At 65.7% G+C, this 21021-nt stretch carries 20 protein-coding genes; 18 read left to right on the top strand and 2 right to left on the bottom strand.

Annotated elements, in window-relative coordinates; genetic code table 11:
* Window positions 1–103: 103 nt before the first annotated feature.
* The gene (modA, locus tag GUI70_RS02465) at window positions 104–877 is read right to left on the bottom strand and encodes a molybdate ABC transporter substrate-binding protein (protein ID WP_161880711.1); all 774 of its coding nucleotides are present in this window, start codon (window positions 875–877) and stop codon (window positions 104–106) included.
* A complete protein-coding gene (locus tag GUI70_RS02460; RefSeq protein ID WP_161880710.1) occupies window positions 877–2049 on the bottom strand; it encodes an XRE family transcriptional regulator in 1173 nt (390 codons plus the stop codon). Before GUI70_RS02460 ends, modA begins: the two co-directional genes overlap by 1 nt.
* A gap of 153 nt (window positions 2050–2202) precedes the next feature.
* Here GUI70_RS02460 and GUI70_RS02455 point away from each other — a divergent pair, with 153 nt between their 5' ends.
* The 18 genes from GUI70_RS02455 to GUI70_RS02370 all read left to right on the top strand — a co-directional run bounded on the left by GUI70_RS02455 (window position 2203) and on the right by GUI70_RS02370 (window position 21008).
* Window positions 2203–2742 (top strand): DUF1440 domain-containing protein, encoded by a 540-nt coding sequence (locus tag GUI70_RS02455; RefSeq protein ID WP_161880709.1) that lies wholly within the window; start codon window positions 2203–2205, stop codon window positions 2740–2742.
* 229 nt (window positions 2743–2971) lie between these two features.
* A complete protein-coding gene (locus GUI70_RS02450) occupies window positions 2972–4546 on the top strand; it encodes an ABC transporter substrate-binding protein (protein WP_161880708.1) in 1575 nt (524 codons plus the stop codon).
* 96 nt (window positions 4547–4642) lie between these two features.
* Window positions 4643–5581 (top strand): ABC transporter permease, encoded by a 939-nt coding sequence (locus GUI70_RS02445; protein WP_161880707.1) that lies wholly within the window; start codon window positions 4643–4645, stop codon window positions 5579–5581.
* A 91-nt stretch (window positions 5582–5672) separates the two neighbouring features.
* Window positions 5673–6527, top strand: a complete 855-nt coding sequence (locus GUI70_RS02440; protein WP_161880706.1) for an ABC transporter permease — start codon at window positions 5673–5675, stop codon at window positions 6525–6527.
* Window positions 6524–7528 carry an ABC transporter ATP-binding protein gene (locus GUI70_RS02435; RefSeq protein ID WP_161880705.1) on the top strand — a complete coding sequence of 335 codons (1005 nt, stop codon included), beginning with the start codon at window positions 6524–6526 and terminating at the stop codon, window positions 7526–7528. Before GUI70_RS02440 ends, GUI70_RS02435 begins: the two co-directional genes overlap by 4 nt.
* Window positions 7525–8553: an ABC transporter ATP-binding protein gene (locus GUI70_RS02430; protein WP_237724650.1), complete on the top strand. Its 1029-nt coding sequence runs from the start codon at window positions 7525–7527 to the stop codon at window positions 8551–8553. Before GUI70_RS02435 ends, GUI70_RS02430 begins: the two co-directional genes overlap by 4 nt.
* A complete protein-coding gene (locus GUI70_RS02425; protein WP_161880704.1) occupies window positions 8550–9584 on the top strand; it encodes a GntR family transcriptional regulator in 1035 nt (344 codons plus the stop codon). The genes GUI70_RS02430 and GUI70_RS02425 overlap by 4 nt, the downstream gene beginning before the upstream one ends.
* Window positions 9581–10288, top strand: coding sequence for a creatininase family protein (locus GUI70_RS02420; RefSeq protein WP_237724649.1), 708 nt, complete (start codon window positions 9581–9583; stop codon window positions 10286–10288). Before GUI70_RS02425 ends, GUI70_RS02420 begins: the two co-directional genes overlap by 4 nt.
* Window positions 10276–11328 carry a ketopantoate reductase family protein gene (locus GUI70_RS02415; RefSeq protein ID WP_161880703.1) on the top strand — a complete coding sequence of 351 codons (1053 nt, stop codon included), beginning with the start codon at window positions 10276–10278 and terminating at the stop codon, window positions 11326–11328. The genes GUI70_RS02420 and GUI70_RS02415 overlap by 13 nt, the downstream gene beginning before the upstream one ends.
* Window positions 11325–12098: an SDR family NAD(P)-dependent oxidoreductase gene (locus GUI70_RS02410; RefSeq protein ID WP_161880702.1), complete on the top strand. Its 774-nt coding sequence runs from the start codon at window positions 11325–11327 to the stop codon at window positions 12096–12098. The genes GUI70_RS02415 and GUI70_RS02410 overlap by 4 nt, the downstream gene beginning before the upstream one ends.
* Window positions 12095–13486 carry a dipeptidase gene (locus tag GUI70_RS02405; RefSeq protein WP_161880701.1) on the top strand — a complete coding sequence of 464 codons (1392 nt, stop codon included), beginning with the start codon at window positions 12095–12097 and terminating at the stop codon, window positions 13484–13486. Before GUI70_RS02410 ends, GUI70_RS02405 begins: the two co-directional genes overlap by 4 nt.
* On the top strand, window positions 13479–14999 hold the full coding sequence (locus GUI70_RS02400) for a carboxypeptidase M32 (RefSeq protein ID WP_161880700.1): 1521 nt from the start codon (window positions 13479–13481) through the stop codon (window positions 14997–14999). Before GUI70_RS02405 ends, GUI70_RS02400 begins: the two co-directional genes overlap by 8 nt.
* Window positions 14996–15751 (top strand): SDR family NAD(P)-dependent oxidoreductase, encoded by a 756-nt coding sequence (locus GUI70_RS02395; RefSeq protein ID WP_161880699.1) that lies wholly within the window; start codon window positions 14996–14998, stop codon window positions 15749–15751. Before GUI70_RS02400 ends, GUI70_RS02395 begins: the two co-directional genes overlap by 4 nt.
* Window positions 15752–15993: 242 nt before the next feature.
* Entirely contained in the window at window positions 15994–17421 is a 1428-nt protein-coding gene (locus GUI70_RS02390) for an alpha/beta hydrolase family protein (protein ID WP_161880698.1), read from the top strand.
* Window positions 17422–17598: 177 nt separating this feature from the next.
* Complete coding sequence (locus GUI70_RS02385; protein WP_161880697.1) at window positions 17599–18459, top strand: branched-chain amino acid ABC transporter permease; 861 nt, start codon at window positions 17599–17601, stop codon at window positions 18457–18459.
* A complete protein-coding gene (locus GUI70_RS02380) occupies window positions 18456–19448 on the top strand; it encodes a branched-chain amino acid ABC transporter permease (RefSeq protein WP_237724648.1) in 993 nt (330 codons plus the stop codon). The genes GUI70_RS02385 and GUI70_RS02380 overlap by 4 nt, the downstream gene beginning before the upstream one ends.
* Window positions 19435–20262 (top strand): ABC transporter ATP-binding protein, encoded by an 828-nt coding sequence (locus GUI70_RS02375; protein WP_161880696.1) that lies wholly within the window; start codon window positions 19435–19437, stop codon window positions 20260–20262. Before GUI70_RS02380 ends, GUI70_RS02375 begins: the two co-directional genes overlap by 14 nt.
* Before the next feature lie 38 nt (window positions 20263–20300).
* Window positions 20301–21008 (top strand): ABC transporter ATP-binding protein, encoded by a 708-nt coding sequence (locus GUI70_RS02370; protein ID WP_161880695.1) that lies wholly within the window; start codon window positions 20301–20303, stop codon window positions 21006–21008.
* Window positions 21009–21021 lie beyond the last annotated feature (13 nt).

Genomic DNA, 21021 nt, shown 5'->3' with positions numbered 1-21021 from the left:
GTGGAACTGGGCCTGGCAGCGGCCATGGGCCAAACAGCTTGGTGTGGGCGCTGATGTTCATTGGGTCTCCTGTAAAAAAGGGGGAAGGTTGACCGAAACGAACTTACTTCGCGCCGACGAAGCCCCACTTCTTCAGCACCCGCTGGCCATCACTCGACAGCACATACTTCACGAAGGCCTGGGCGGCCTCGGCATTCTTGCTGGCCGCCAGCACACCGATGGGGTAGCTCGCCAGCGGGTTGAAGCGGGTCGGCAGCCCGGTCGTCCGCACGTCGGGACGCAGGCTGGGCGTCACGTCGCTGACGTAGACGATGGCCGCGTCACCCTGGCCGAGCTGAATCTTGAGAGCCACCTGCCGCACATTGGGTTCCTCGCTGACCACATTTCTCAGGACCCGCGCCGAGAAGTCGCTGCCGTATGTTCCGGCCTTCGAGATCAGGTCGAGCGTCTTGCGACTGTAGTCGCCCACCGGCACAGTCTTGTCGGCCAGCACCAGCTTGACGCCGGGTTTGGCCAGGTCGGCCAGGCTACTGACGGCGGCGCTGCCACGCGGCGAGATCACGATCAGGCGGTTGCGCGCGAAGGTCTGCCCCGAGCTGAGCTGCCCGGCCTTGACCAGCGGATCGAACTGGGCGGTGTTGGCGCTGGCGAACACATCAGCCCCGGCTCCCTGTTCGAGCTGGGTGCGCAGCGCCTGCGATCCGGCAAACTGAAACACGGTGGTGTTGCCCGAGGCGGCGTCGAAGTTCTTACCAATTTCACTGAAGGCGTCGGTCAAGCTGGCCGCCGCAAACACGGTCAGCTTGGCGGCGTGGGCGGCGGGCCATCCCATCAGGCCCAGCATTAGGGCAACGCAAACAATGTGGTGACGGTTCATCAGATTCGAGCACTCCTGGGTGGAGAAGGGGAGAAGGTGGCGATGGGTTGGCCGGACTCGGCTGGATCGTAGCCGCCCAGCGCCCTCAGCTCGGCGCGCAGGGCAGGCGACCGGGCGGCCTGCAAGAGGGCCTGCACGCCAGGGTGCGCCAGGTGCTGGTCTGGGATGACCAGATCGAAGCGTTCACGCAGCAGCGGCACGAAGTCGAGCCCGTGTGCTTGGGCTGCGGATCGCGGTCCCACCCCCACGTCGGCCTGCCCGTGCGCCACTGCGGCGGCCAGATCGAGCGGCGAGGCGTACTCGTCGGCGTACCCGCTGAGCTGCCCGGCGTCCAGCCCGGCCTGCGCCAGCCAGTCATCGAGCAGCCGCCGCGACCCCGAGCCGGGGGGCCGGTTGGCGATCCACAGCCCCGCCCGGCCCAGATCGGCGACGCTGGCGAGCCGCTGCGGATTGCCCGGCGGCAGGATGAGGCCCTGTTCCCAGCTCCACAGCGCGTATACGTGGACCACCTGGTCCGGCAGCGCCGCCGCCACGAACGGCAGATTCGACTCACCGCTCACCGGGTCGTAGAGGTGCAGGCCCGCCGCGTGGGCCTCGCCGCTCACCAGGGCCGCCAGGGCCGCCTCGCTGACCGCAGGCCGAAGCAGCACGCGGGCGGCTGCCGACTGGCCCCGCACAACCTGACCCCGCAGCAGCGAGAGTGCCGGATCGCAGCCGCACAGCACCGCCGTCTGTTCCCAGCCCTGGACCGGGGTGAGCGGCGAGCAGCCGACCCGGTCGCCGGGCAACTCACTGCTCAGCAGGGCGTCGGCGCTGCCGCTGAGGGCTTCCACGCCGCTCAGCGGGTAGGCGCACAGCTCCTCGCCCAAGCGGGCCAGTTGTAGTCGCTGACCGGGCCGGGCCGGACCGCCGACCAGCCGGGCCACGGCCATATCGTCCGGCAGAAAAAAGAGGTCGTCGACCCGGCAGGCGAGCGCTCTGGCCAGGTGCAGCGCGGCCATCACGCCCGGCGCGTAGCTGCCTGCCTCGATGCGGTGCAGCGCCTGCCGGGTCATTCCGGCGCGGCGGGCCAGCTCCGACGGTCCCAGCCCCAGGGCTTCGCGGCGCGACCGAACCGAATTGGTCAGCGCCGCAGCCGGGAGTGCAGTCGGAGAAGCCGGATCGACCATCATATCTCCAAGTGTAGTCAATCGGAGACAGGTCGTCAACGTCGCTTGACATCCCGGTTATTTTATCCGGCCCGTCTTTATGCAGTGTCAAGCTGATGTTGAGCCGCCCTTTTCATCTCGGTCTGGGCTCATCCGCAGCCGTCTAAGCTGCCAGACATGAATCAGCCTAATTTCCTGCGCGGTGCCCTCATCGGTGCAGCGGCGGGCATCCTCGGCGCGTACGTCAAATCGCTGGTCGAGCCGCCGCTGCAAACCCTGGCCGAGCACTTCTTTCCACCCACTGCCGCCGAGAAAAAGATGATCGGGGCCGACCCCAGCGGGCGCATCGATCACATGCCGCCCGCCGAGATGATTCAGGCCGCCGCCGACGCCGAGGGTGTGAACCTCAGCAAGCAGCAGAAGCTGGCGGCCCAGCAGGGTGTGCATTACACGATGGGCGCGGGCCTGGGCGCGGTCTACGGCGCGCTGGCCGAAATCGCGCCGGGTGTCACGGTGGGTGCGGGCGTTCCGGCAGGCGCGGTACTTTACGGCCTGACCCACGCCAGCGCCGTGCCTGCCACCGGCTTTCAGGCCTGGCCCTGGCAATTGCCGCTTTCGGCAGTGCTATGGGAAGCGGGGTCACATTTGGCTTACGGCCTGACCACAGAGCTGACCCGGCAGGCCTTGAGTGCCCTGCTGGAGCGGGTTGAGCGCTGACTGAACGCCAGGTCTGACTGCCCTTGGTCCGGCGCTTGGCGTCGGGCCATTTTTTGCACTTCGACCGGTCTGTCCGGCACTGTCACCACGCTTGCACTCTTCCGGATCAGGTGTTATGGTTTGATAGAACACTTAATCCAGTGTTTATTGACGCTCAGCGAACGACAGGAAGCGACGAGATCAGAGTGCTCCCCGCTGCCCGGCAGCCGAACAATCCAGAGGAGATCCAATGAAGAGAATGACCCGCGCCGCGCTCGCCCTCGCCGCCACGCTCTCTCTCGGTCAGGCCCTCGGCGTTACTCGCGGCGGCCAGATGATCTTTGGCCGCGCTGCCGACTCGTTGTTTCTGGACCCGGTGCTTAATGACGCCAACCTCGATATCTGGATCCTGACCAACCTTTACGACACGCTGCTGCAACCCACCGCCGACGGCAAGCGAGTGCAGCCGGGGCTGGCCAGCCGCTACACGGTGTCCAAAGACGGCAAGACCATGAAGCTGACCCTGCGCCCCGGCATCAAGTTCGCCGATGGCAGCCCCATCACGTCCGCCGACGTCAAGTGGAACCTTGACCGTGCCCGCAACCCCGACAACGGCATCTGGGGCTACCTGATCGAATCGATCGCCAGCGTCGCGGCCAGCGGCAACACCGTGACCATCACACTCAAGCACCCCGATCCCGTTCTGCCGTCGGCGCTGGCGGCCTTCAACACCGGCATCATGCCGCAGAAGCTGTTCGATGCCACGCCCGGCAAGAACGACGCCGAGAAGGCCAAGGCGTTCGCCGAGCATCCGATCGGCTCGGGCCCCTTCGTACTCAGCGAGTGGAAGCGCGGCTCGTACATGGTGCTCAAGCGCAACCCGTATTACTGGAAAATGGGCGAGGACAAGAAGGCGCTTCCTTACCTCGATACCCTGCGCTTCGAAATCCTTCCCGATGACAACACCCGCATCCTGAAACTTCAGGCCGGAGAAATTCAGGGAGCCGAATTCATTCCGCTCAGCCGGGCCCCCGAACTCAAGACCGATCCCAAAATTAACATGATGCTGTTTCCCTCCACCCAGGTCAACAGCGTCTTCATGAACAACCGTCCCAAGCTCAAGAACGGCACGGCCAATCCACTCTCGGACGTGCGGGTGCGTCAGGCGCTCAACTACGCCGTCAACCGCCCGGCCCTGATTCAGCTCGTCACCTTCGGCGCCGGCAAACCGATGACGTCGTTCATGTCGTCCTCCACTCCGCTGTTCGACAAGACTCTGAAGGGATTCCCCTACGATCCGGCCAAGGCCAAGGCCCTTTTGGCGGCGGCAGGTTACGCCAACGGTATCGACGTGAGCATCATCGTGACCTCCGGTAGCGCCACCGGTCAGGCGCTGGCGACGACCCTCCAGCAGATGTGGAGCGCGGTGGGCGTGCGGCTCAAGATCGAGCAGCTCGACGCCGCCACCAATACCGCTCGCTACCGCGCCAACGACTTCCAGATGCGCGCCAGCGGCTGGACCGACGACCTCGCCGATCCCAGCGAGATCACCAGCTATTTCGCCGTGGCGGGCACCACCGAAGCGGCCCACACCGGCTTCAGCGACCCCACCATCGAGAAGCTGTTCGTGCAGAGCCAGCAGGAAACCAACAAAGCCAAACGCGCCGCGCAATACAAGCAGATTCAGACCATTTTCAACAACGCTTCCCCCAACATCTATCTCTACGAGACGCCGTATCCGGTGGCGCTGGCCAAGTTCGTCAAGGGCTTTAACCAGATTCCCCTCGGCAACAACATCTTTGAGGCCACCTGGCTCGATAAGTAAAGCCCAAGCCGCTTTGTCTCCGTGCGCCACGCTTCTCCCAATTTCAGGCGTGGCGCGTCTCATGCCTTGTTTCACCATGCGCTCTAGGGAGGTGCCATGCATTCCAGTTACGTGATCCGGCGACTTCTTCAGATCATTCCTCTCTTTCTGGCGGTGATGGTGGTCGTCTTCGTGCTCATCCACTTCATTCCCGGCGACCCGGTGAGCGCCATACTCGGTGACCGGGCCACCACGGAGAACGTGGCGCGTGCCAACCGCGAGCTGGGCCTGGACAAACCCCTGATCGTGCAGTTCGGTTTCTTCGTGAACCAGGTGCTGCACGGCAATCTGGGCGAGAGCATCAACCTCAAGGTGCCGGTGCTGCGCCTGATGCTCGACCGGTTGCCGGTCACCCTATTCCTGGACGTGTACGCCTCTGTGCTGGGCGTGGTCATGGCAGTGCCACTGGCAATTCTGGCCGCTGTGCGCCGCAACACCTGGGTTGACAGCCTGATCCGGGCCGTGTTTCAGGTGGGTTTGTCGTTGCCGGGTTTTTATGTGGCCCTGCAACTGCTGACCCTGCTCGGCGCTCGGCTGGGTTGGTTTCCCATCGGCGGCTACGGCGTGACCTTCGGTGATCACATTTACCACATGTTCTTGCCCGCCCTGACACTGGGCCTGAACCTGGCGGCGATTCTGGTCCGCACCCTGCGCAACAGCGTCATCGAGGTGCTGACCGCCGAGTACGTGGATTTTGCTCGCGCGAAAGGCCTCCGCAGCCGCGTCATCATGACCCGCCACGTGCTGCGCAACGCCCTGATCGCCACCGTCACTCTGCTCGGTCTCAACGTCGGCGGGCTGATCGGTGGGGCCGTCATTACCGAGACGGTTTTCGCCATCCCCGGCGTCGGGAAACTGATGATCGACGCTATCTTCGGGCGCGACTACCCGGTGATTCAGGGCCTGACGCTGGTATTTGCGGTGCTGGTGTCGCTGGTGTTTTTGGCGACCGATCTGATTCACGCCCGCCTCGACCCGCGTGCGGAGCTGTCGTGACGCTGGGTCGCAGGTCGTGGATTGTGGATTGTGGATTTAATCTTTCCCCACAGCTTCCAACTCGCAGCCCACAGTCTTTCGAAGGAGCCACATGACCACCATGCACTCCCCTGCGCTGGAAGTGGCTGTTCGCCCGCGTCGCCGGATGCCCAAGGCGACGCTGCTGATCGGGCTGGTCCTGCTGCTTGTCTTGATTGTGGCTGCCATTTTTCCGCAGTATCTGGCCCGCTATAGCCCCACCGACTTCGATTACGAGGCGATCTTGCAGGGGCCGAATGCCAAGCATATCTTTGGCACCGACAATTTCGGGCGCGACATTCTCAGCCGGATCATCTACGGCACCCGTGTCGATATGCAGATCGCTATTTTCACCACCCTCTTTCCGTTCATCTTCGGCACGCTGCTTGGTGCTTTGACCGGCTACCTGGGCAAATGGAGCGACGCCGTGGTGGGCCGCATCGCCGATCTGGTGGTGGTGTTTCCCTTTCTGGTGCTGGTCATCGCCATCGTGGCGGTGCTGGGGCCAGGCCTTAACAACATGTATATCGCGGTGAGTGCGGTGGGCTGGGTCAGCTACTGGCGGCTGACGCGCGGCGAGGTGCTGACCCAGAAGAAGGCCGAGTACGCGCAGGCCGGGCGGGTACTCGGCTACAGCCCCAGCCGCATTCTGCTGCGTCATCTGCTGCCCAACGCTGTGTCGCCCGCCATCGTCTACCTGATGACTGACATGAGCCTGGGCATCCTGCTGGGCGCGTCGCTGGGCTATCTGGGCCTGGGCGCGCAGCCGCCGACGCCGGAATGGGGCGTCATGGTTGCGGACGGCAAGAACTTCATGGCCACCGCCTGGTGGATCAGTACTTTTCCAGGCCTGGCCCTGACCCTGGCGGGCGTGACCTTCAGCTTGATCGGTGACGGGCTGGCCGACGCCCTGAGGCCCCGCGCATGACGGCCCCGCACCTCAGCGTCCGTGATCTGAACGTCCGCATTCCCACGCCCGGCGGCGTGCTCCATGCCGTGCGCGGCGTCAACTTCGACTTGATGCCCGGCGAGGTGCTGGGGCTGGTGGGCGAATCGGGCAGCGGCAAAAGCGTGACCCTGCGCTCCCTGATTCGCCTTCACCGCCCCCCCATTCAGATGACCGGGACGGTGGAGTACGGCGGCCAGAATCTCCTGGCCGCCTCCGACGCGAAGTTGCGCTCGGTGCGCGGTGGGCAGATCAGTATGATCTTTCAGGAACCGATGTCGGCCCTTAATCCCGTGCTGACGGTGGGCGAACAGATCGGAGAAAACCTGCGCGAGCACAAAGGCCTGCGGGGCCGCGCGGCGCAGGAGCGGGCCGCCGAACTGCTGGATCTGACCGGCATTCCCAGCCCGCGCGCCCGCTTGTCGGATTACCCGCACCAGTTCTCCGGCGGCATGCGCCAGCGGGCCATGATCGCCATCGCGCTGGCCTCCGAGCCGCAGCTTCTGCTGGCCGACGAGCCGACGACGGCGCTGGACGTGACCATTCAGGATCAGATTCTGCGGCTCTTGCTGCGGCTGCGCGAGGAGCTGCACATGAGCGTCATTCTGGTTACGCACGATCTGGGTGTGGTGGCGCAGACCTGTGACCGGGTGGCAGTGATGTACGGCGGGCGATTGGTGGAAACGGCGGGCGTCAATGACCTGTTTCACGCGCCGAAGCACGCCTATACGCTGGGGCTGCTGCAAAGCCTGCCGGGAGCCGGGGAGCACCGCCGCCCCTTGCAGCCGATTCCCGGCGGGCCGCCCGATTTGCGCTCGCTGCCGCCGGGTTGCCCGTTTGCGCCGCGCTGCGCGTACGTGACCGAGGCCTGCCGGACGGGCGAGCCGCCGCTGCTGGAAGTCGCCCCAGGGCGCTTCAGTGCCTGCATTCACTACGACGAATTGCCCGCCCTCAAATCCACGCTTGAGGAGGTGGGCGTATGACCGTTCCTCTGTCCAAATCCACACCGCCCCTGATGGAGATTCACAGCCTCACCAAAACCTTTCCGGTGGCCCAGAGCCTGCTTTCACGCTGGAGAGGACAGCCCAGACGCGCCGTACAGGCCCTGACCGACGTGGAACTCACTGTGCGGCGCGGCGAGACGCTGGGCATCGTGGGCGAGAGCGGCTGCGGCAAATCCACCCTGGCACGCACCCTGGTGCGGCTCTACGACGCCGACCGGGGCAGCGTCCGTTACGGTGACCTCGACGTGCTTTCGCTGCGCGGCCCGGCCCTGCGCCAGTACAACCGCCGGGTGCAGATGATCTTTCAAGACCCCTATTCCAGCCTCAACCCGCGCATGACCGTGGAGGCGGTGCTGCGCGAGGCGCTGAGCGTTCACCACATGCGCCCCGCAGCAGAGCAACCCGCCCGCGTGCGCGAATTGCTTCAACTGGTGGGCCTGCCGCCTGAGGCCGCCGGACGCCTGCCGCACGAGTTTTCTGGTGGTCAGCGCCAGCGCATCGGGATTGCCCGGGCGCTGGCGCTGGAGCCGGAGTGCTTGATCGCCGACGAGCTGGTCTCGGCGCTGGACGTGTCGGTGCAGGCGCAGGTGGTCAACCTGCTGCTGGAGTTGCAAGAGCGCCTCGATCTGACCGTCCTGTTCGTGGCCCACGATCTGCGGCTGGTGCGCCACATCTCGCACCGGGTGGCGGTGATGTACCTGGGCCGGGTGGTGGAGGTGTCGGACACCGAGGCGATTTTCACCGCGCCGCGTCATCCGTACACGCAAGCACTCCTGGCCGCTGCACCCACCCTCGATCCGTCGCGGCGCACGGCGGCCCCGGCCATCACGGGCGAACTGCCCAGCCCGCTGAATGTGCCGAGCGGTTGCGCCTTTCGCACGCGCTGCCCGCACGCTTTTGAGCGCTGCGCCACCGAGCGGCCCGCCCTCCTTAAGCTGGAAGACGGCCCGGAAGTGGCCTGCCATCTGTATGACCCGGTTTCCACCGCGCAGGCGACCGGATGAAACCGGATGTGCTGGACGCTCCCGCCGGACACGCTCCCGAGACCTTCACCTGGCCGCTGGGCATCGACCGCAGTCTGGGCGTGCCGGTAGGGACCCAGCTGCGCGGGCAACTCGAATACGGAATTGCCTGCGGTGACATTCCACGCGGCGCGCGGCTGCCCAGCGTGCGCGAGCTGTCGCAGGAGCTGGGCGTGGCGCACATGACCGTGGCGGGCGTCTACAAGGAGCTGCTGGGTCTGGGCCTGATCATCACCTCGCGCGGGCGCGGCACCTTCGTGGCCGACGCGCCGCAGCCTCCCCCCGGCCCCGATCCGGCGCGGCTGACCCGGCTGTTGACGGACACGCTGGTTCAGGCCGAGGGCGAGGGCTACAGCCTGCGCCAGATCAGCGAGGCCATGAGCGCCCTCATCGCCCGCGGCGCCCGCCCGCCCCAGAACGGCGTCAGCGTGCTGCTGGTGGGATTGTTCGCCGACGCCACCCGCAGTTACGCGGCGGACGTGCAGGCGGCCTTGCCCGCTGGAGACCGCGTTCAGGCCGTGACGCTCGACGACCTGCGCTCCGGGCGTGCGCTGGAGGGAGCGCAGAACGCCGACGTGGTGCTGGCGCTGGCGCACCGCCTGGCCGAGACACGGGCGCTTTTGCCCGGCTGGGAAGTCATTCCGCTGGGCTTCATTCCCTCGCAGCGCACCCGCGCGGCGCTGGCGGCACTGGACCCGCTGACCCGACTGGCCATCGTGGCGACCTTCGAGGAATTTTTGCCCACCTTCCTGGGCGGCGTCCGGAGGTTTGCGCCGCATGTCTCGGCGATTCAGGCCACCCACCTCAACGCCGAGAACCTGCAAACCGTGCTGGACGGCTGCGACGTGGCGATCTACGCCACCGGCTCCGAGACCGTCCGTACCCTGATGCCCTATAGGCCCGCTTTCGAATACCGCTACATCGTCGATCCGCGCGGGATCGAGGAGCTGGTGCTGCCTGCCGTGGCTGCCCAGCGCACACCGCAAAACAGAGCGAGAAAGGAGCTGTCATGACCGCCATTGAACAGATGAACTGGATGCAGGTGGAAGAGTACCTCAAGCGTGACAACCGCTGCATTCTGCCGCTGGGCAGCACCGAGCAGCACGCTTACCTGAGCCTGGGCGTGGACAACATCCTGCCCTCCAAACTGGCGCACGACGCGGTGGGCGACTCGGGCGTGCCGGTCTTTCCGGTGTTGCCCTACGGCATCACGCCTTATTTCCGGGCTTATCCCGGCAGTATCAACATCCGGGTGCAGACGTACCTGGCCGTGGTGCGCGACATTCTGGACGACTTGCACGAGCAGGGCTTCCGGCGCATCCTGATCGTTAACGGGCACGGCGGCAACACCCCGGCGCAGGGCTTTGCCGCCGAGTGGATGGCCGATCACCCCGGCACCCAGATCAAGTTTCACAACTGGTGGAACGCGCCGCAGGTCTGGGCCAAGGTGCAGGCCACCGATTCCAACGCCAGTCACGCATCCTGGATGGAGAACTTTCCCTGGACGCGGCTGGACGGGGTGACGATGCCCGACGAGGAGAAAACCGGGATCAATTTCGACCATATGCGGCTGCTCGGCCCCCAGGGAGTGCGCGAGTATCTGGGCGAGGGCAATTTCGGCGGCAAATTCCAGCGCCCCGACACCGACATGCAGGCGATCTGGGACGTGGCCGTCAAGGAGACCCGCGCCCTGCTGGAAAGTGGATGGGCCGGGTGAACGAGGACGATTCGCAACGCATCCTGATCTGGGGAGCCGGGGCCATCGGCGGCACGATCGGCGCGTATCTGCTGCAAGGCGGCTTTGACGTGACGTTCGTGGACGTGGCCGCCGACCATATCCAGGCCATCAACGGGCGCGGCCTGAGCATCAATGGCCCGTTCGGTGACTTCACGGTTCAGGCACCCGCCTTCACGCCAGACACCCTGGAAGGCCAGTGGAACACTATCCTGCTGTGTACCAAGGCCCAGCACACGGCGCAGGCGGCAAAAGCCCTCGCGCCCCATCTCCACGCCGGTGGCGTGGTGGTCTCCATCCAGAACGGCCTCAACCCGTTGATCATCAACGAACATCTCCCGCCGGAGCAGGTGCTGGGCAGCTTCGTCAACTTCGGTGCGGATTACCTGGAACCCGGCGTGGTGCATTACGGCGGGCGCGGGGTGGTGGTCATCGGCGAGCAGGGCGGTGAGATCACTGAACGTGCCAAGCGGCTTCATGCCGTGCTTCAGCACTTCGAACCGGCTGCGGTCCTCAGCTCCAACGTGTTCGGCTATCTCTGGAGCAAGCTGGCCTACGGCGCGCTGCTGTTTGCCACCGCCGTCACCAACGACAGCATTGCCGATGCGCTCGGGCAGCCTGAAGACCGCCCGCTCTACACCGAACTGGGCCGCGAGGTCATGCGCGTCGCCCTGGCGCACGGCATCACGCCCGAAGCCTTCAACGGCTTTGACCCGGCCGCTTTTCTGCCCTCGGCGAGCGACGCGGCAGCGGCGGCCAGCCTGGACGAGATGGTGGCCTTTAACCGCCGCAGTGCCAAGACCCACAGCGGCATCTGGCGCGATCTGGCGGTCAGGAAACGGCGAACGGAGGTGGACGCCCAACTCGGCTGGGTGGTGCATTTCGGGATTCAGCATGGGGTCCCCACGCCGCTGACCGCCCATCTGGTCACGCTGATTCACGAGATCGAGGACGGCACGCGCGAACTGGGCCGGAGCAACCTGGCCGAACTGCGCACGTCGATGCTTCAGGAGCAGGCGTGACGGCGGGGGAGAGGTTCGCAGCCCAGACCGTCATCGTGACCGGCGCAGCCCACGGCTTCGGGCGGGCGATTGCCCACGCCTTCGCTCGGGAAGGGGCGAGCGTCTGGGCCTGCGATATGAACACCGAGGGCCTGAGTGAGACGGTCCGGCTGGCTCAGCATGACAGCCTGACCATTCACACCCGCGCGGTGGACGTGGGCGACAGCGCGGCGGTCTCGGCGTTCGTGGCTGAAGTAGTGATAGAAACGGGCCGAGTGGATGTGCTGGTCAACAACGCGGGCGGCGTGCTGGGACAGGTCGGCCGCCCCATTGAGGAGATCAGCCCCCAGGACTGGCACTCAATCTTTGCCGTCAATGTGGACGGGGCGTTTTTCTTCGCCCAGGCGGTGGCCCCGCACATGAAAGCCCAGCAGTCGGGCCGGATCGTCAACATTTCCAGCGGCGCGGGCCTGGGGATCAGCCTGACCGGCATTCAGGCGTACGCTTCCGCCAAGGCCGCGCAGATCGGCCTGACCCGCCAACTGGCGCACGAACTGGGCGCGTGGGGCATCACGGTCAACAATGTCGCTCCCGGTTTCGTGCGCAGCAACCCCACCACCGAGCGGCAGTGGCAGAGCTACGGCGAGGAAGGCCAGCGCAAACTGGTTGAGGGCATTGCCCTCAAGCGCCTGGGCACGCCGGAAGACATCGCCAACGCCGTGCTGTTTTTTGCCTCCGAACAGGCCAGATGGATTACGGGGCAGATCTTGAGCGTGGACGGCGGCAAATGAGTAGCCTTGCCGACGTGCTGGCGCGGCTGGACGAACGCGCAGACGCCTCTCTGGCTGAGTTGATGGCCTTCGCCAGCATTCCCAGTGTCAGCGCTCAGCCGGGCCACACACCGGACATGCATCGGGCGGCGCAGTGGCTCTCGGAACGATTGAAACGCGCTGGCCTGAAAACCGTGGAACTGTGGCCCACTGCCGGACACGCCGCCGTCTACGGCGAATATCTGGACGCTGGAGAGGACGCGCCTACCCTGCTCGTCTACGGTCATTACGACGTTCAGCCACCCGATCCGCTGGAAAAATGGCAGACACCGCCGTTCACGCCCACCGTCAAGGGCGAAAGAATCTACGGGCGCGGCGTCAGCGACGACAAGGGGCCGCTGCTGCTGACCGTGCAGGTCGTGGACGCCTACCTGTCCACGCTGGGCCGGTTGCCCCTCAACCTCAAGTTTTTGTTCGAGGGCGAGGAAGAAATCGGCAGCGCCCACCTGAACGAACTCGTCGCGCAGAATGCCGAGCGGCTCAAAGCCGATTTCGTCCTGAGTGCCGACGGTGGCATGTGGAGTGCCGAAACGCCCTCGCTGACGGTGAGCGCGCGTGGGCTGGCGGCGCTGGAGCTGACCGTGCGCGGCCCCGCCAAGGACCTGCACTCTGGGCGGCACGGCGGCAGCGTTCATAATCCCCTGCACGCGCTCTCGGCGCTGATCGCCGGACTCCACGACGGGTCGGGCCGCGTGACGGTGCCGGGCTTCTACGACGGCGTTTCCGAGCTGACGCCCCAGCAGCGCGACGGGATCCAGCACCTGCCCTTCACCGACGAGGCGTACCTGGCCCAGACCGGCGCATCTGCCGTTTACGGCGAAGAAGGCTACTCCACCCTGGAGCGCCAGTGGCACCGACCCACGCTGGAAATCAACGGAATGTGGGGCGGTTACACCGGCGAGGGCAGCAAGACTGTGCTGCCCAGCGAGGCCCACGCCAAGATCACCTGCCGCCTGGTGCCGGGGCAGGAGCCGGAGCGCGTCGCGCAGCTGCTCAGAACCCATCTGGAGGCCAATCTGCCGCCCGGCGTCACCCTGGAACTGCATCCCAGCGAACACGGCGCACGCGCCTACCACTTGCCCGAGGATCACCCCGGCGCGGTGGTGGCCCGTGAAGTGCTGGCCGGTCTCTACGGCAAGCCGCCGCTGGACGTGGGGATGGGTGGCAGCATTCCCGTACTGGAGACTTTTCAGAGCGTGCTGGGCCTGGACACCGTGTTCTTCAGCTTCGCGGTGGGCGACGAGGACATCCACGCGCCCAACGAATTTTTTCGGGTGCCGAGGCTGTATGAGGGCCAAAACGCCTGGGCGCAGTTCTGGTGGACGTTAGGAGAGAAGAAAAATGAATGAATTCCAGCGCCGCTCGGCGGAAATCAACGACCTTTTGTGCGTCCTGAATGTGCTGAACTGGGATGCCCGCACCCAGATGCCCGCCGGGGGCAGCGGCGCACGCGCCCAGCAGATGGCGACCATCAGCGCTTTGGCCCAGGAAAAATTACTCGATCCGTCGTATCAAGCGGCGGCGCAGGCCGTCGGCGGCGACGCTGTGGAGGGCCGTGCCGCCCAGCAAGCGCTGGACGCCATTTCAGCTCTGAAGCGCGTCCCCGCCGAGCTGACCCGCGAACTGGCCCTCCTCAAATCCGAGGCGCAGGACGTGTGGGCGCGGGCCAGGGCCGCCAGCGACTTTCAGCTGTTCGCCCCGCAGCTCACGCGCATGGTGGCACTCAACCGCCAGCTGGCCGAGGCGTTGGGCTATGAGGGCCACCCCTACGACGCCCTGCTGAACATGTACGAGCCGGGCGTGACGGTGGCGACGCTGCTGCCCCTGTTCGAGCGGCTGCGCGCCCACCACGTGCCGCTCTTGCAGGCCATTCAGCAGCGTCCACAGCCGGACACGGCCTTCTTGCGCGCCCATTATCCGGCTGCCGAACAAAAACGCCTTTCGCTGAAGCTGGCGCAGGCGTTCGGCTACGACACACAGCGCGGGCGGCTCGACGAATCGGCGCATCCCTTCGAGATCAGTTTCACCCGTCAGGACGTGCGCATCACCACCCGATTCCAGGAAAACTTCCTGCCGGGCGCGTTGTTCGGCACGCTGCACGAGACGGGGCACGCCATGTACGAGCAGGGTGTCCGCCCCGAGCTGAGCCGCACCGTGCTCACCAGCGACCTGCTGGGCCTCTACGCGGTGGCCGGGGCCAGCTACGGCACCCACGAAAGCCAGTCGCGGCTGTGGGAAAACCGCATCGGGCGCTCGAAAGCGTTCTGGGAACTGCACTTTCCGCTGCTTCGAGAGACCTTCCCCGAAGCGCTCGCAGACGTGGACACCGCCGCGTTCCACCGCGCCGTCAATACGGTGCGCCCCAGCCTCATCCGGGTGGAGGCCGATGAACTGACCTATGACCTCCACATTATGCTGCGCGTCGAGCTGGAACGGGCGCTGATCGGCGGTGAGCTGGCGGTCAAGGATTTGCCCGAGGCCTGGAACGCCCGCATCAAGACTGATCTCGGCCTGGACGTCCCGGACGACGCGCATGGCGTGCTGCAGGACATTCACTGGTCGGCGGGCATGTTCGGCTCGTTTCCCACTTATACCATCGGCAACGTGATGGCCTCGCAGTTCTATGCGGCGGCGCTCGAAGAGCTGCCCGATCTGGAAAGTGGCCTTCAGCGCGGCGAGTACGCGCCCCTGCGCGGCTGGCTCACCGACAACATCTATCAGTATGGCCGCACCTACACCCCGCACGAACTGCTAGAGCGCGTGACCGGGCGCGGCCTCGATCCACAGCCGTATCTGGAGTACCTCAGCGGCAAGTACGGCGAACTCTACGGCTTAACCCCCCAGAAGGAGCAGACAACATGACCCAGGCAAACGGAAAATTGGCAGGAAAAGTCGCCCTCGTGACCGGAGCCTCCAGCGGCATTGGCGAGGCCACCGCCCTGGCCCTGGCCGAACACGGCGCGGCGGTGGCGTTGGTGGCACGGCGCAAGGACCGACTCGACGAACTCGCCGCCAAAATTCAGGGCATGGGCGGTCAGGTGGCCGTGATCGTCTCGGATCTGGCGCAGGCCGGACAGGGCGCGGAGGTCGTCAAGCAGGCCGTCAGCACCCTGGGCCGTCTGGACATCGTGGTGAACAACGCGGGCGTGATGCTGCTCGGTCCGCTCTCGGGAGGCGATCCCAGCGACCTGAGCCGCATGATGGACCTCAACGTCACGGCGCTGATGCATCTCTCTCAGGCGGCGCTGGACGTCATGAAACCGCAAAAGAGCGGGCACATCGTCAACATTTCCTCGGTGTCGGGGCGCGGGGCCAGTCCGCTGAGTGCTGGATACAGTGCCAGCAAGTGGGCGGTGGGGGGATTCAGCGAGGGCCTGCGCCAGGAAGCCAAGGCCGACCGCATTCGCGTGACCGTCATCGAACCCGGCGTGGTCGCCACCGAGCTGACCGATCACATCACCCACACCCAGACCAAGGACGCCTACGAGGGCCGCATCAAGGACATGGAAATGCTGCAATCCGAAGATATTGCCGCCGCCGTCGTCTACGCTGTGACCCAGCCGGAGCGAGTGAATGTCAACGAACTCCTGATCCGCCCGCTCGATCAGGGCTGAGACCCGGAGTCTTCAGGCCGCGCCGGAAGCTTCGCGCTTTCCGGCTGCGGTCTGCTTTGCTGTCTGGGCAGGGGAGAGCGGTCAGTCTGCCTTTCACTCGCGCTGGGCGCAAGGTGGTGTATGCTGCCCAAGCAAGCACAATGAAATTGGAGTCGGTTCAAGTTTGGCGGTTTCGGCAGCCCGTTGTTCGCTGCTGTACTGGTGGCGTTTTGCCTTAGCTTCTCCTTTCCGGAGGTTTCACGATGTCTCTTTTTCCTGCACGGTTCTCGACCGGCCTGAGCGCTCTGCTCCTGACCTCGCTGCTGGCCGCCTCGGGTGCTGGACTGGCCCAATCCACGCTGGCACAGTCCACTCCCCCAGTTATCTCGCCTGAGGGCTTTGCCCAAGTCTACCCCGGCGACGCTCGCCCCGACGCTCCCGAGCTGAGCGCGCGCGGCGCTTATCAGGTGGGCGTGCGCACCATCTCGCTGGTTCGCAAGGACGTGCTCGACATCGCCAAGGCGGCGGCCACGACTCCCGCGCCCGACCCGTTGCCGCGCTACGACCGTCCGCTCATCGTCGAGGTGTGGTATCCGGCGACCCTGGCGGACGGGCAGACGGAAACCACCACTTATCAGGATGCGCTCGGCAGCGGTCCCGGCGATCCCAAGCGGCCCGTCGTGCCGTTCACCTTTCCGGGCCGGGCTGCCCGCGACGCGGCTCCCAATCTGGCGGGCGGCAAGTACCCGCTGGTGATCTTCTCGCACGGCTATCCCGGCAGCCGCTACCTGATGAGCTACCTGGCTGAGAACCTGGCCAGCAAGGGCTACGTCATTGCCTCGATCGACCACACCGACAGCACCCACGCCGACAAGGCGGCCTTCGCCAGCACCCTGCTCAACCGTGCCCAGGACGATCAGGCGGTGCTCGACGCGGTGGCGGCCCTGTCGGAGTCGGGCAGCGGCTTCCTGAACAAATTGGTGGACGCCAACAACACTGCTTTGCTCGGCTACAGCATGGGCGGCTACGGCGCGCTCAACTTTGCCGGAGCGGGCTACGCCGATCAGGTGCTGGGCTTCGTGCCTGGTAACGCGCTCACGGCCCGGCAGCTCGGCCAGTTCACGGTGGACCCGCGCCTCAAGGCCGTGGTGGCCTTCGCGCCCTGGGGCGGTGACGCGGCGGTGAAGGCCATCGGCGTCAACACGGCGGCGGAGTTCGGCTTCTGGAACGCGGCGGGTCTGAGCGCCATTACCGTGCCGACATTGTTCGTGGTGGGCAGCCAGGACAACGTGGCCTTCTACCAGAACGGCGTCAAACCCCTGTTCGAGAACGCCGTCAACTCGGACCGCTATATGGTGGTCTACCAGAACGCCCGCCACAACTCTGCGCCCAACCCGCCGCCCGCCGCCAGCCTGGGCAGCCCCGACGAGTACGGTCACTACGCCGAATCTGCGTGGGACATGCAGCGCCTGAACAATCTCAACGAGCATTTCGTGACGGCCTTCCTGGACTACCGCCTGAAAGGCAAAACGGAAGACGCCGCCTACCTCAATGTGCCCACGCCCATCGCTCAGGACGGCAAATACAGCCGCAACGCCGACGGCACCCCCAAGGCCGACGATACGTCCTGGAAGGGCTTTCCCAATAGCACGGCTCTGGGCATCGAGCTGTATCATCTCAATCCCAAATAAGTCGGGGCCAGTTTCCTTGAATATATACAATTAGAGAGACAGCTCCCACCTATCCTCACTTCCACCCGCTGACCAGAAACTGCTGGCCGTCCGCGCTGCGCTTTCTTCCGGGTTTTCGCCGGAGAGCGCAGCGTTTCTCCATCTCTATCTTCAGGCCGACTTCAGGAGGTTGACCCTGTGCTGATTCTCTTTCAACAACTCCTCAACGCGCTGGCGCTGGGCGGCGCCTACAGCCTGGTAGCACTGGGACTGACACTAGTCTACGGCGTCATGAAGATTCCCAACTTCGCCCACGGCAGCCTCTATATGGTGGGCGCATACGTCACCTGGGCGCTGCTGACCGACTTCGGTGTGCCGTATTTCCTGGCATTAGGGCTGGCCGCCGTCGCGCTGGGCCTGCTGGCGATGCTGCTCGAACGGCTGGTGTTCTACCCACTACGCGGTTCACCCGGCGTCTCGCCGATGATCGCGGCCATCGGGGTACTGTTTTTTCTGGAAGCCTGCGTGCAACTCATCTGGGGGCCGGATTTCAAGCTGCTCAACTCGCCGGTGACCGGCATCATCACCTTCGCGGGTCTGAGTCTCACCGGGCAACGGCTGCTGATGATCGTGGCCTCGGTGCTGGTCATGCTGGCGCTGTTTTATTTTCTCAAGCGCACCACCACCGGAGCCACCATCGAGGCGATGGCCCAGAACCGTGAGGGCGCGCGCCTGGTCGGCATTCCGGTTGGCCGGGTGGCCTCGCTGACTTTCTTTATCTCGGGCGCGCTGGCCGCCGTTGCCGCCGCACTCTACGCGCCGACCAGCCTGGTGTCGCCGAGCATGGGCGAGATCATGAACCTCAAGGTGTTCGCCATCATCGTGCTGGGCGGCATGGGCAGCGTGCCGGGGGCCATCGTGGGGGCCTTCTTGCTGGCCTTCGCTGAGATCTTCGGGGGCGTCTTCGTGGGCGCAAACTTCGCCGACGTGGTGGGCTTCGCCGTGCTGGTGATCGTGCTGGCAATCCGGCCCCAGGGCCTGTTCGGGCGGACCGCGTGAGCCTCGCGCCGACGCCCGCCCGTAGCCTGCCCACCGGCTGGCCCTGGCTGCTGGTGCTGGTGCTGGCTGCCGTGGTGCCGATCTTCGTTCACAACAATTACCTGTTCGATGTGGCCATCAACGTGATGATCTTCGCCATCGCCGCCTACGGCATGAACGTGATGCTCGGCTACGCGGGACTGCTGCCGCTGGCGCACGCCGGGTTCTTCGGCATCGGAGCCTACACGGTAGGCATCCTGACCCTAAAGCTGGGCTGGAGTTTCTGGCTGGCCTGGCCGCTGGCGATTGTGTTGTGCGCGGCGCTGGGGCTGCTGCTGGGGCTGGTGGCATTTCGCACCCGCGACGACGTGTTCGCCATCTTCACGCTGGGCGTGGGCGTCATCATCACCGAAAGCATCAACAAGTGGGACCGCCTGACCGGCGGCAACGACGGCCTCAACGGCATCGCCGCACCGAAGCTGGGCAGCCTCGATTTCGGCAAGGCAGCCAGCTTCTTTTACCTGGCGCTCGTCGCGCTGGCGCTGACCGTCTTCCTGGTGGCGCGGGTGCGGGCGTCCCTGTTCGGCAAGAGTCTGATCGCCATCCGGGGCGGGGAAGACCTGGCTCGCAGTGCTGGAATCAACGTCTACACCCACAAGCTGCGGGTGATGATGCTCTCCACCGCCCTGGCAGGCTTCGCGGGCGGCCTCTACGCCGTCTACATCGGCTTTCTGGGCGCGGCCATCACCGGCCCCAGCACCACCTTCACCATTCTGCTGTACCTGCTGGTGGGCGGCGTGGGCACGCTGGCCGGGCCGCTGCTGGGCACCCTGATCATCCGGGTGCTTCAGCAGTTCATTCAGGGCCTGCAGGATTATCAGTACGTGGTGCTGGGGCCGCTGCTGGTGCTGCTGGTGCTGTTTTTCCCGGCAGGACTGGCCGGGCTGTGGACTCGCCTGCGGGCCAACCGACCCCCGGCGCTGAGGGAGGCGAGCGATGCTGGCGTTTGAGAATCTGGGCATCCGCTTCGGCGGCAACCAGGCGGTGCAGAACGTGACCGGCAGCATCCAGCCCGGCATCATCACCGCCATCATCGGCCCCAACGGTGCGGGCAAGAGCACCTTCTTCAATCTGCTCAGCGGCTTTTACCAGCCCACCAGCGGACGCGTGACCTTCGGCGGCCAGGACATCACCGGTCTGCCGACCCACCAGGTGGTGGCGCTGGGCGTGGCCCGCACCTTCCAGACGACGACCATCTACAAGGAACTCAGCGTGCTCGACAATGCCCTGCTGGGCCACCGGGTCCGCACCCGCAGCGGGCTGTGGGACGCGCTGCTGCTGACAGGCCGCGAACGCCGCGAGCGCCGGGCCAGCCAGGAGGCCGCCCTCGCCGCGCTGCGCCGGGTGGGCCTAGAGGGACAGGCGCACCTGCCCGCCGGGAGCCTGACCCAGGAAGCCCAGAAGCGGGTCAGCATCGCCATCGCGCTGGCCACCGGGCCGCAGGTGCTGCTGCTCGACGAACCGGCGGCGGGCATCAACCCCGAGGAAACCGTCAATCTGACCCGCACCATCCGTGAGCTGGCCGCAAGTGGCCTGACGGTGGTGCTGATCGAACACAAGATGAGCATGATCATGACGCTGGCCGACCACATCATGGTGCTGCACCACGGCGAGAAGATCGCCGAAGGGTCGCCCGCCCAGGTCAGCCGCGATCCTAGGGTGGTGGAAGCCTACCTGGGCGGTCACGCCGCGCCGCACGTGCAGCAGGAATTCAAAATCGATCTGGCCGAGGAAGCGGCCCGGCTGGAGGGCAGCCATGAATAAAGCAGAGCCAGTCGGACCAGCCCGACAGGAAGTCCAGCATGCTTGAGGTCCGCGACCTCTCGGTGCGCTACGGCGTCTACACGGCGCTGCACGGCATCAACCTCCAGGTCAAGCCCGGCGAGATCGTGGTGTTGCTGGGGGCCAACGGCGCGGGCAAGAGCAGTCTGTTTCGCACCCTCTCCGGACTCCAGCGCCCCAGCCAAGGCGAGGCCACCTACGACGGCCAGCTGCTGACGCTGGGCCGCCCGGAGCGCTGCGTGAATCTGGGCGTGGCGCAGTGCCCGGAAGGCAGGCTGCTGTTTTCGCAGCTCAGCGTCGAGAAGAATCTGCGGCTGGGCGGCTACACCCACCGCCGCGACGCGGCTGGCAACCAAGCCGAGCTGGAGCGCATCTACCAACTCTTTCCGGTGCTGGCCGAAAAGCGGAGCGACCCTGCCGGGAGTCTGTCGGGCGGGCAGCAGCAGATGGTCGCCATCGGGCGGGCGCTGATGGCCCGGCCCAAGCTGCTGCTGCTCGACGAGCCGAGCCTGGGCCTCGCGCCGCTGGTGGTCGATCAGGTGTTCGACGCCGTCGTGCGGGTCAACGAGGCCGGGGTGAGCGTGCTGCTGGCCGAGCAAAACGCCTTCGCCGCTCTGGGCATCGCCCACCGCGCCTACGTGTTGGAGGGCGGCAGGGTGACCATCGAGGGCAGCCGTGACGAACTGCTCCATGACGACCGGGTGCGCAGCGCTTACCTGGGGGTCTAATACCCTGCACAGC

Origin of the sequence: Deinococcus alpinitundrae (genome assembly GCF_009982895.1) — a bacterium.
GTDB lineage: Bacteria > Deinococcota > Deinococci > Deinococcales > Deinococcaceae > Deinococcus > Deinococcus alpinitundrae.
This window is presented reverse-complemented; position numbering and strand designations above follow the sequence as displayed.

Bases quoted from the DNA above. Each gene is read 5' to 3' on its own strand.
- GUI70_RS02390 (WP_161880698.1), top strand. From the start codon at position 15,994: ATGTCTCTTTTTCCTGCACGGTTCTCGACCGGCCTGAGCGCTCTGCTC.
- GUI70_RS02435 (WP_161880705.1), top strand. From the start codon at position 6,524: ATGACGGCCCCGCACCTCAGCGTCCGTGATCTGAACGTCCGCATTCCC.
- GUI70_RS02420 (WP_237724649.1), top strand. From the start codon at position 9,581: ATGACCGCCATTGAACAGATGAACTGGATGCAGGTGGAAGAGTACCTC.
- GUI70_RS02460 (WP_161880710.1), bottom strand. From the start codon at position 2,049: ATGATGGTCGATCCGGCTTCTCCGACTGCACTCCCGGCTGCGGCGCTG.
- GUI70_RS02375 (WP_161880696.1), top strand. From the start codon at position 19,435: ATGCTGGCGTTTGAGAATCTGGGCATCCGCTTCGGCGGCAACCAGGCG.
- GUI70_RS02400 (WP_161880700.1), top strand. From the start codon at position 13,479: ATGAATGAATTCCAGCGCCGCTCGGCGGAAATCAACGACCTTTTGTGC.
- GUI70_RS02405 (WP_161880701.1), top strand. From the start codon at position 12,095: ATGAGTAGCCTTGCCGACGTGCTGGCGCGGCTGGACGAACGCGCAGAC.
- GUI70_RS02430 (WP_237724650.1), top strand. From the start codon at position 7,525: ATGACCGTTCCTCTGTCCAAATCCACACCGCCCCTGATGGAGATTCAC.
- GUI70_RS02395 (WP_161880699.1), top strand. From the start codon at position 14,996: ATGACCCAGGCAAACGGAAAATTGGCAGGAAAAGTCGCCCTCGTGACC.
- GUI70_RS02445 (WP_161880707.1), top strand. From the start codon at position 4,643: ATGCATTCCAGTTACGTGATCCGGCGACTTCTTCAGATCATTCCTCTC.
- GUI70_RS02370 (WP_161880695.1), top strand. From the start codon at position 20,301: ATGCTTGAGGTCCGCGACCTCTCGGTGCGCTACGGCGTCTACACGGCG.
- modA (WP_161880711.1), bottom strand. From the start codon at position 877: ATGAACCGTCACCACATTGTTTGCGTTGCCCTAATGCTGGGCCTGATG.
- GUI70_RS02455 (WP_161880709.1), top strand. From the start codon at position 2,203: ATGAATCAGCCTAATTTCCTGCGCGGTGCCCTCATCGGTGCAGCGGCG.
- GUI70_RS02415 (WP_161880703.1), top strand. From the start codon at position 10,276: ATGGGCCGGGTGAACGAGGACGATTCGCAACGCATCCTGATCTGGGGA.
- GUI70_RS02440 (WP_161880706.1), top strand. From the start codon at position 5,673: ATGACCACCATGCACTCCCCTGCGCTGGAAGTGGCTGTTCGCCCGCGT.
- GUI70_RS02450 (WP_161880708.1), top strand. From the start codon at position 2,972: ATGAAGAGAATGACCCGCGCCGCGCTCGCCCTCGCCGCCACGCTCTCT.
- GUI70_RS02425 (WP_161880704.1), top strand. From the start codon at position 8,550: ATGAAACCGGATGTGCTGGACGCTCCCGCCGGACACGCTCCCGAGACC.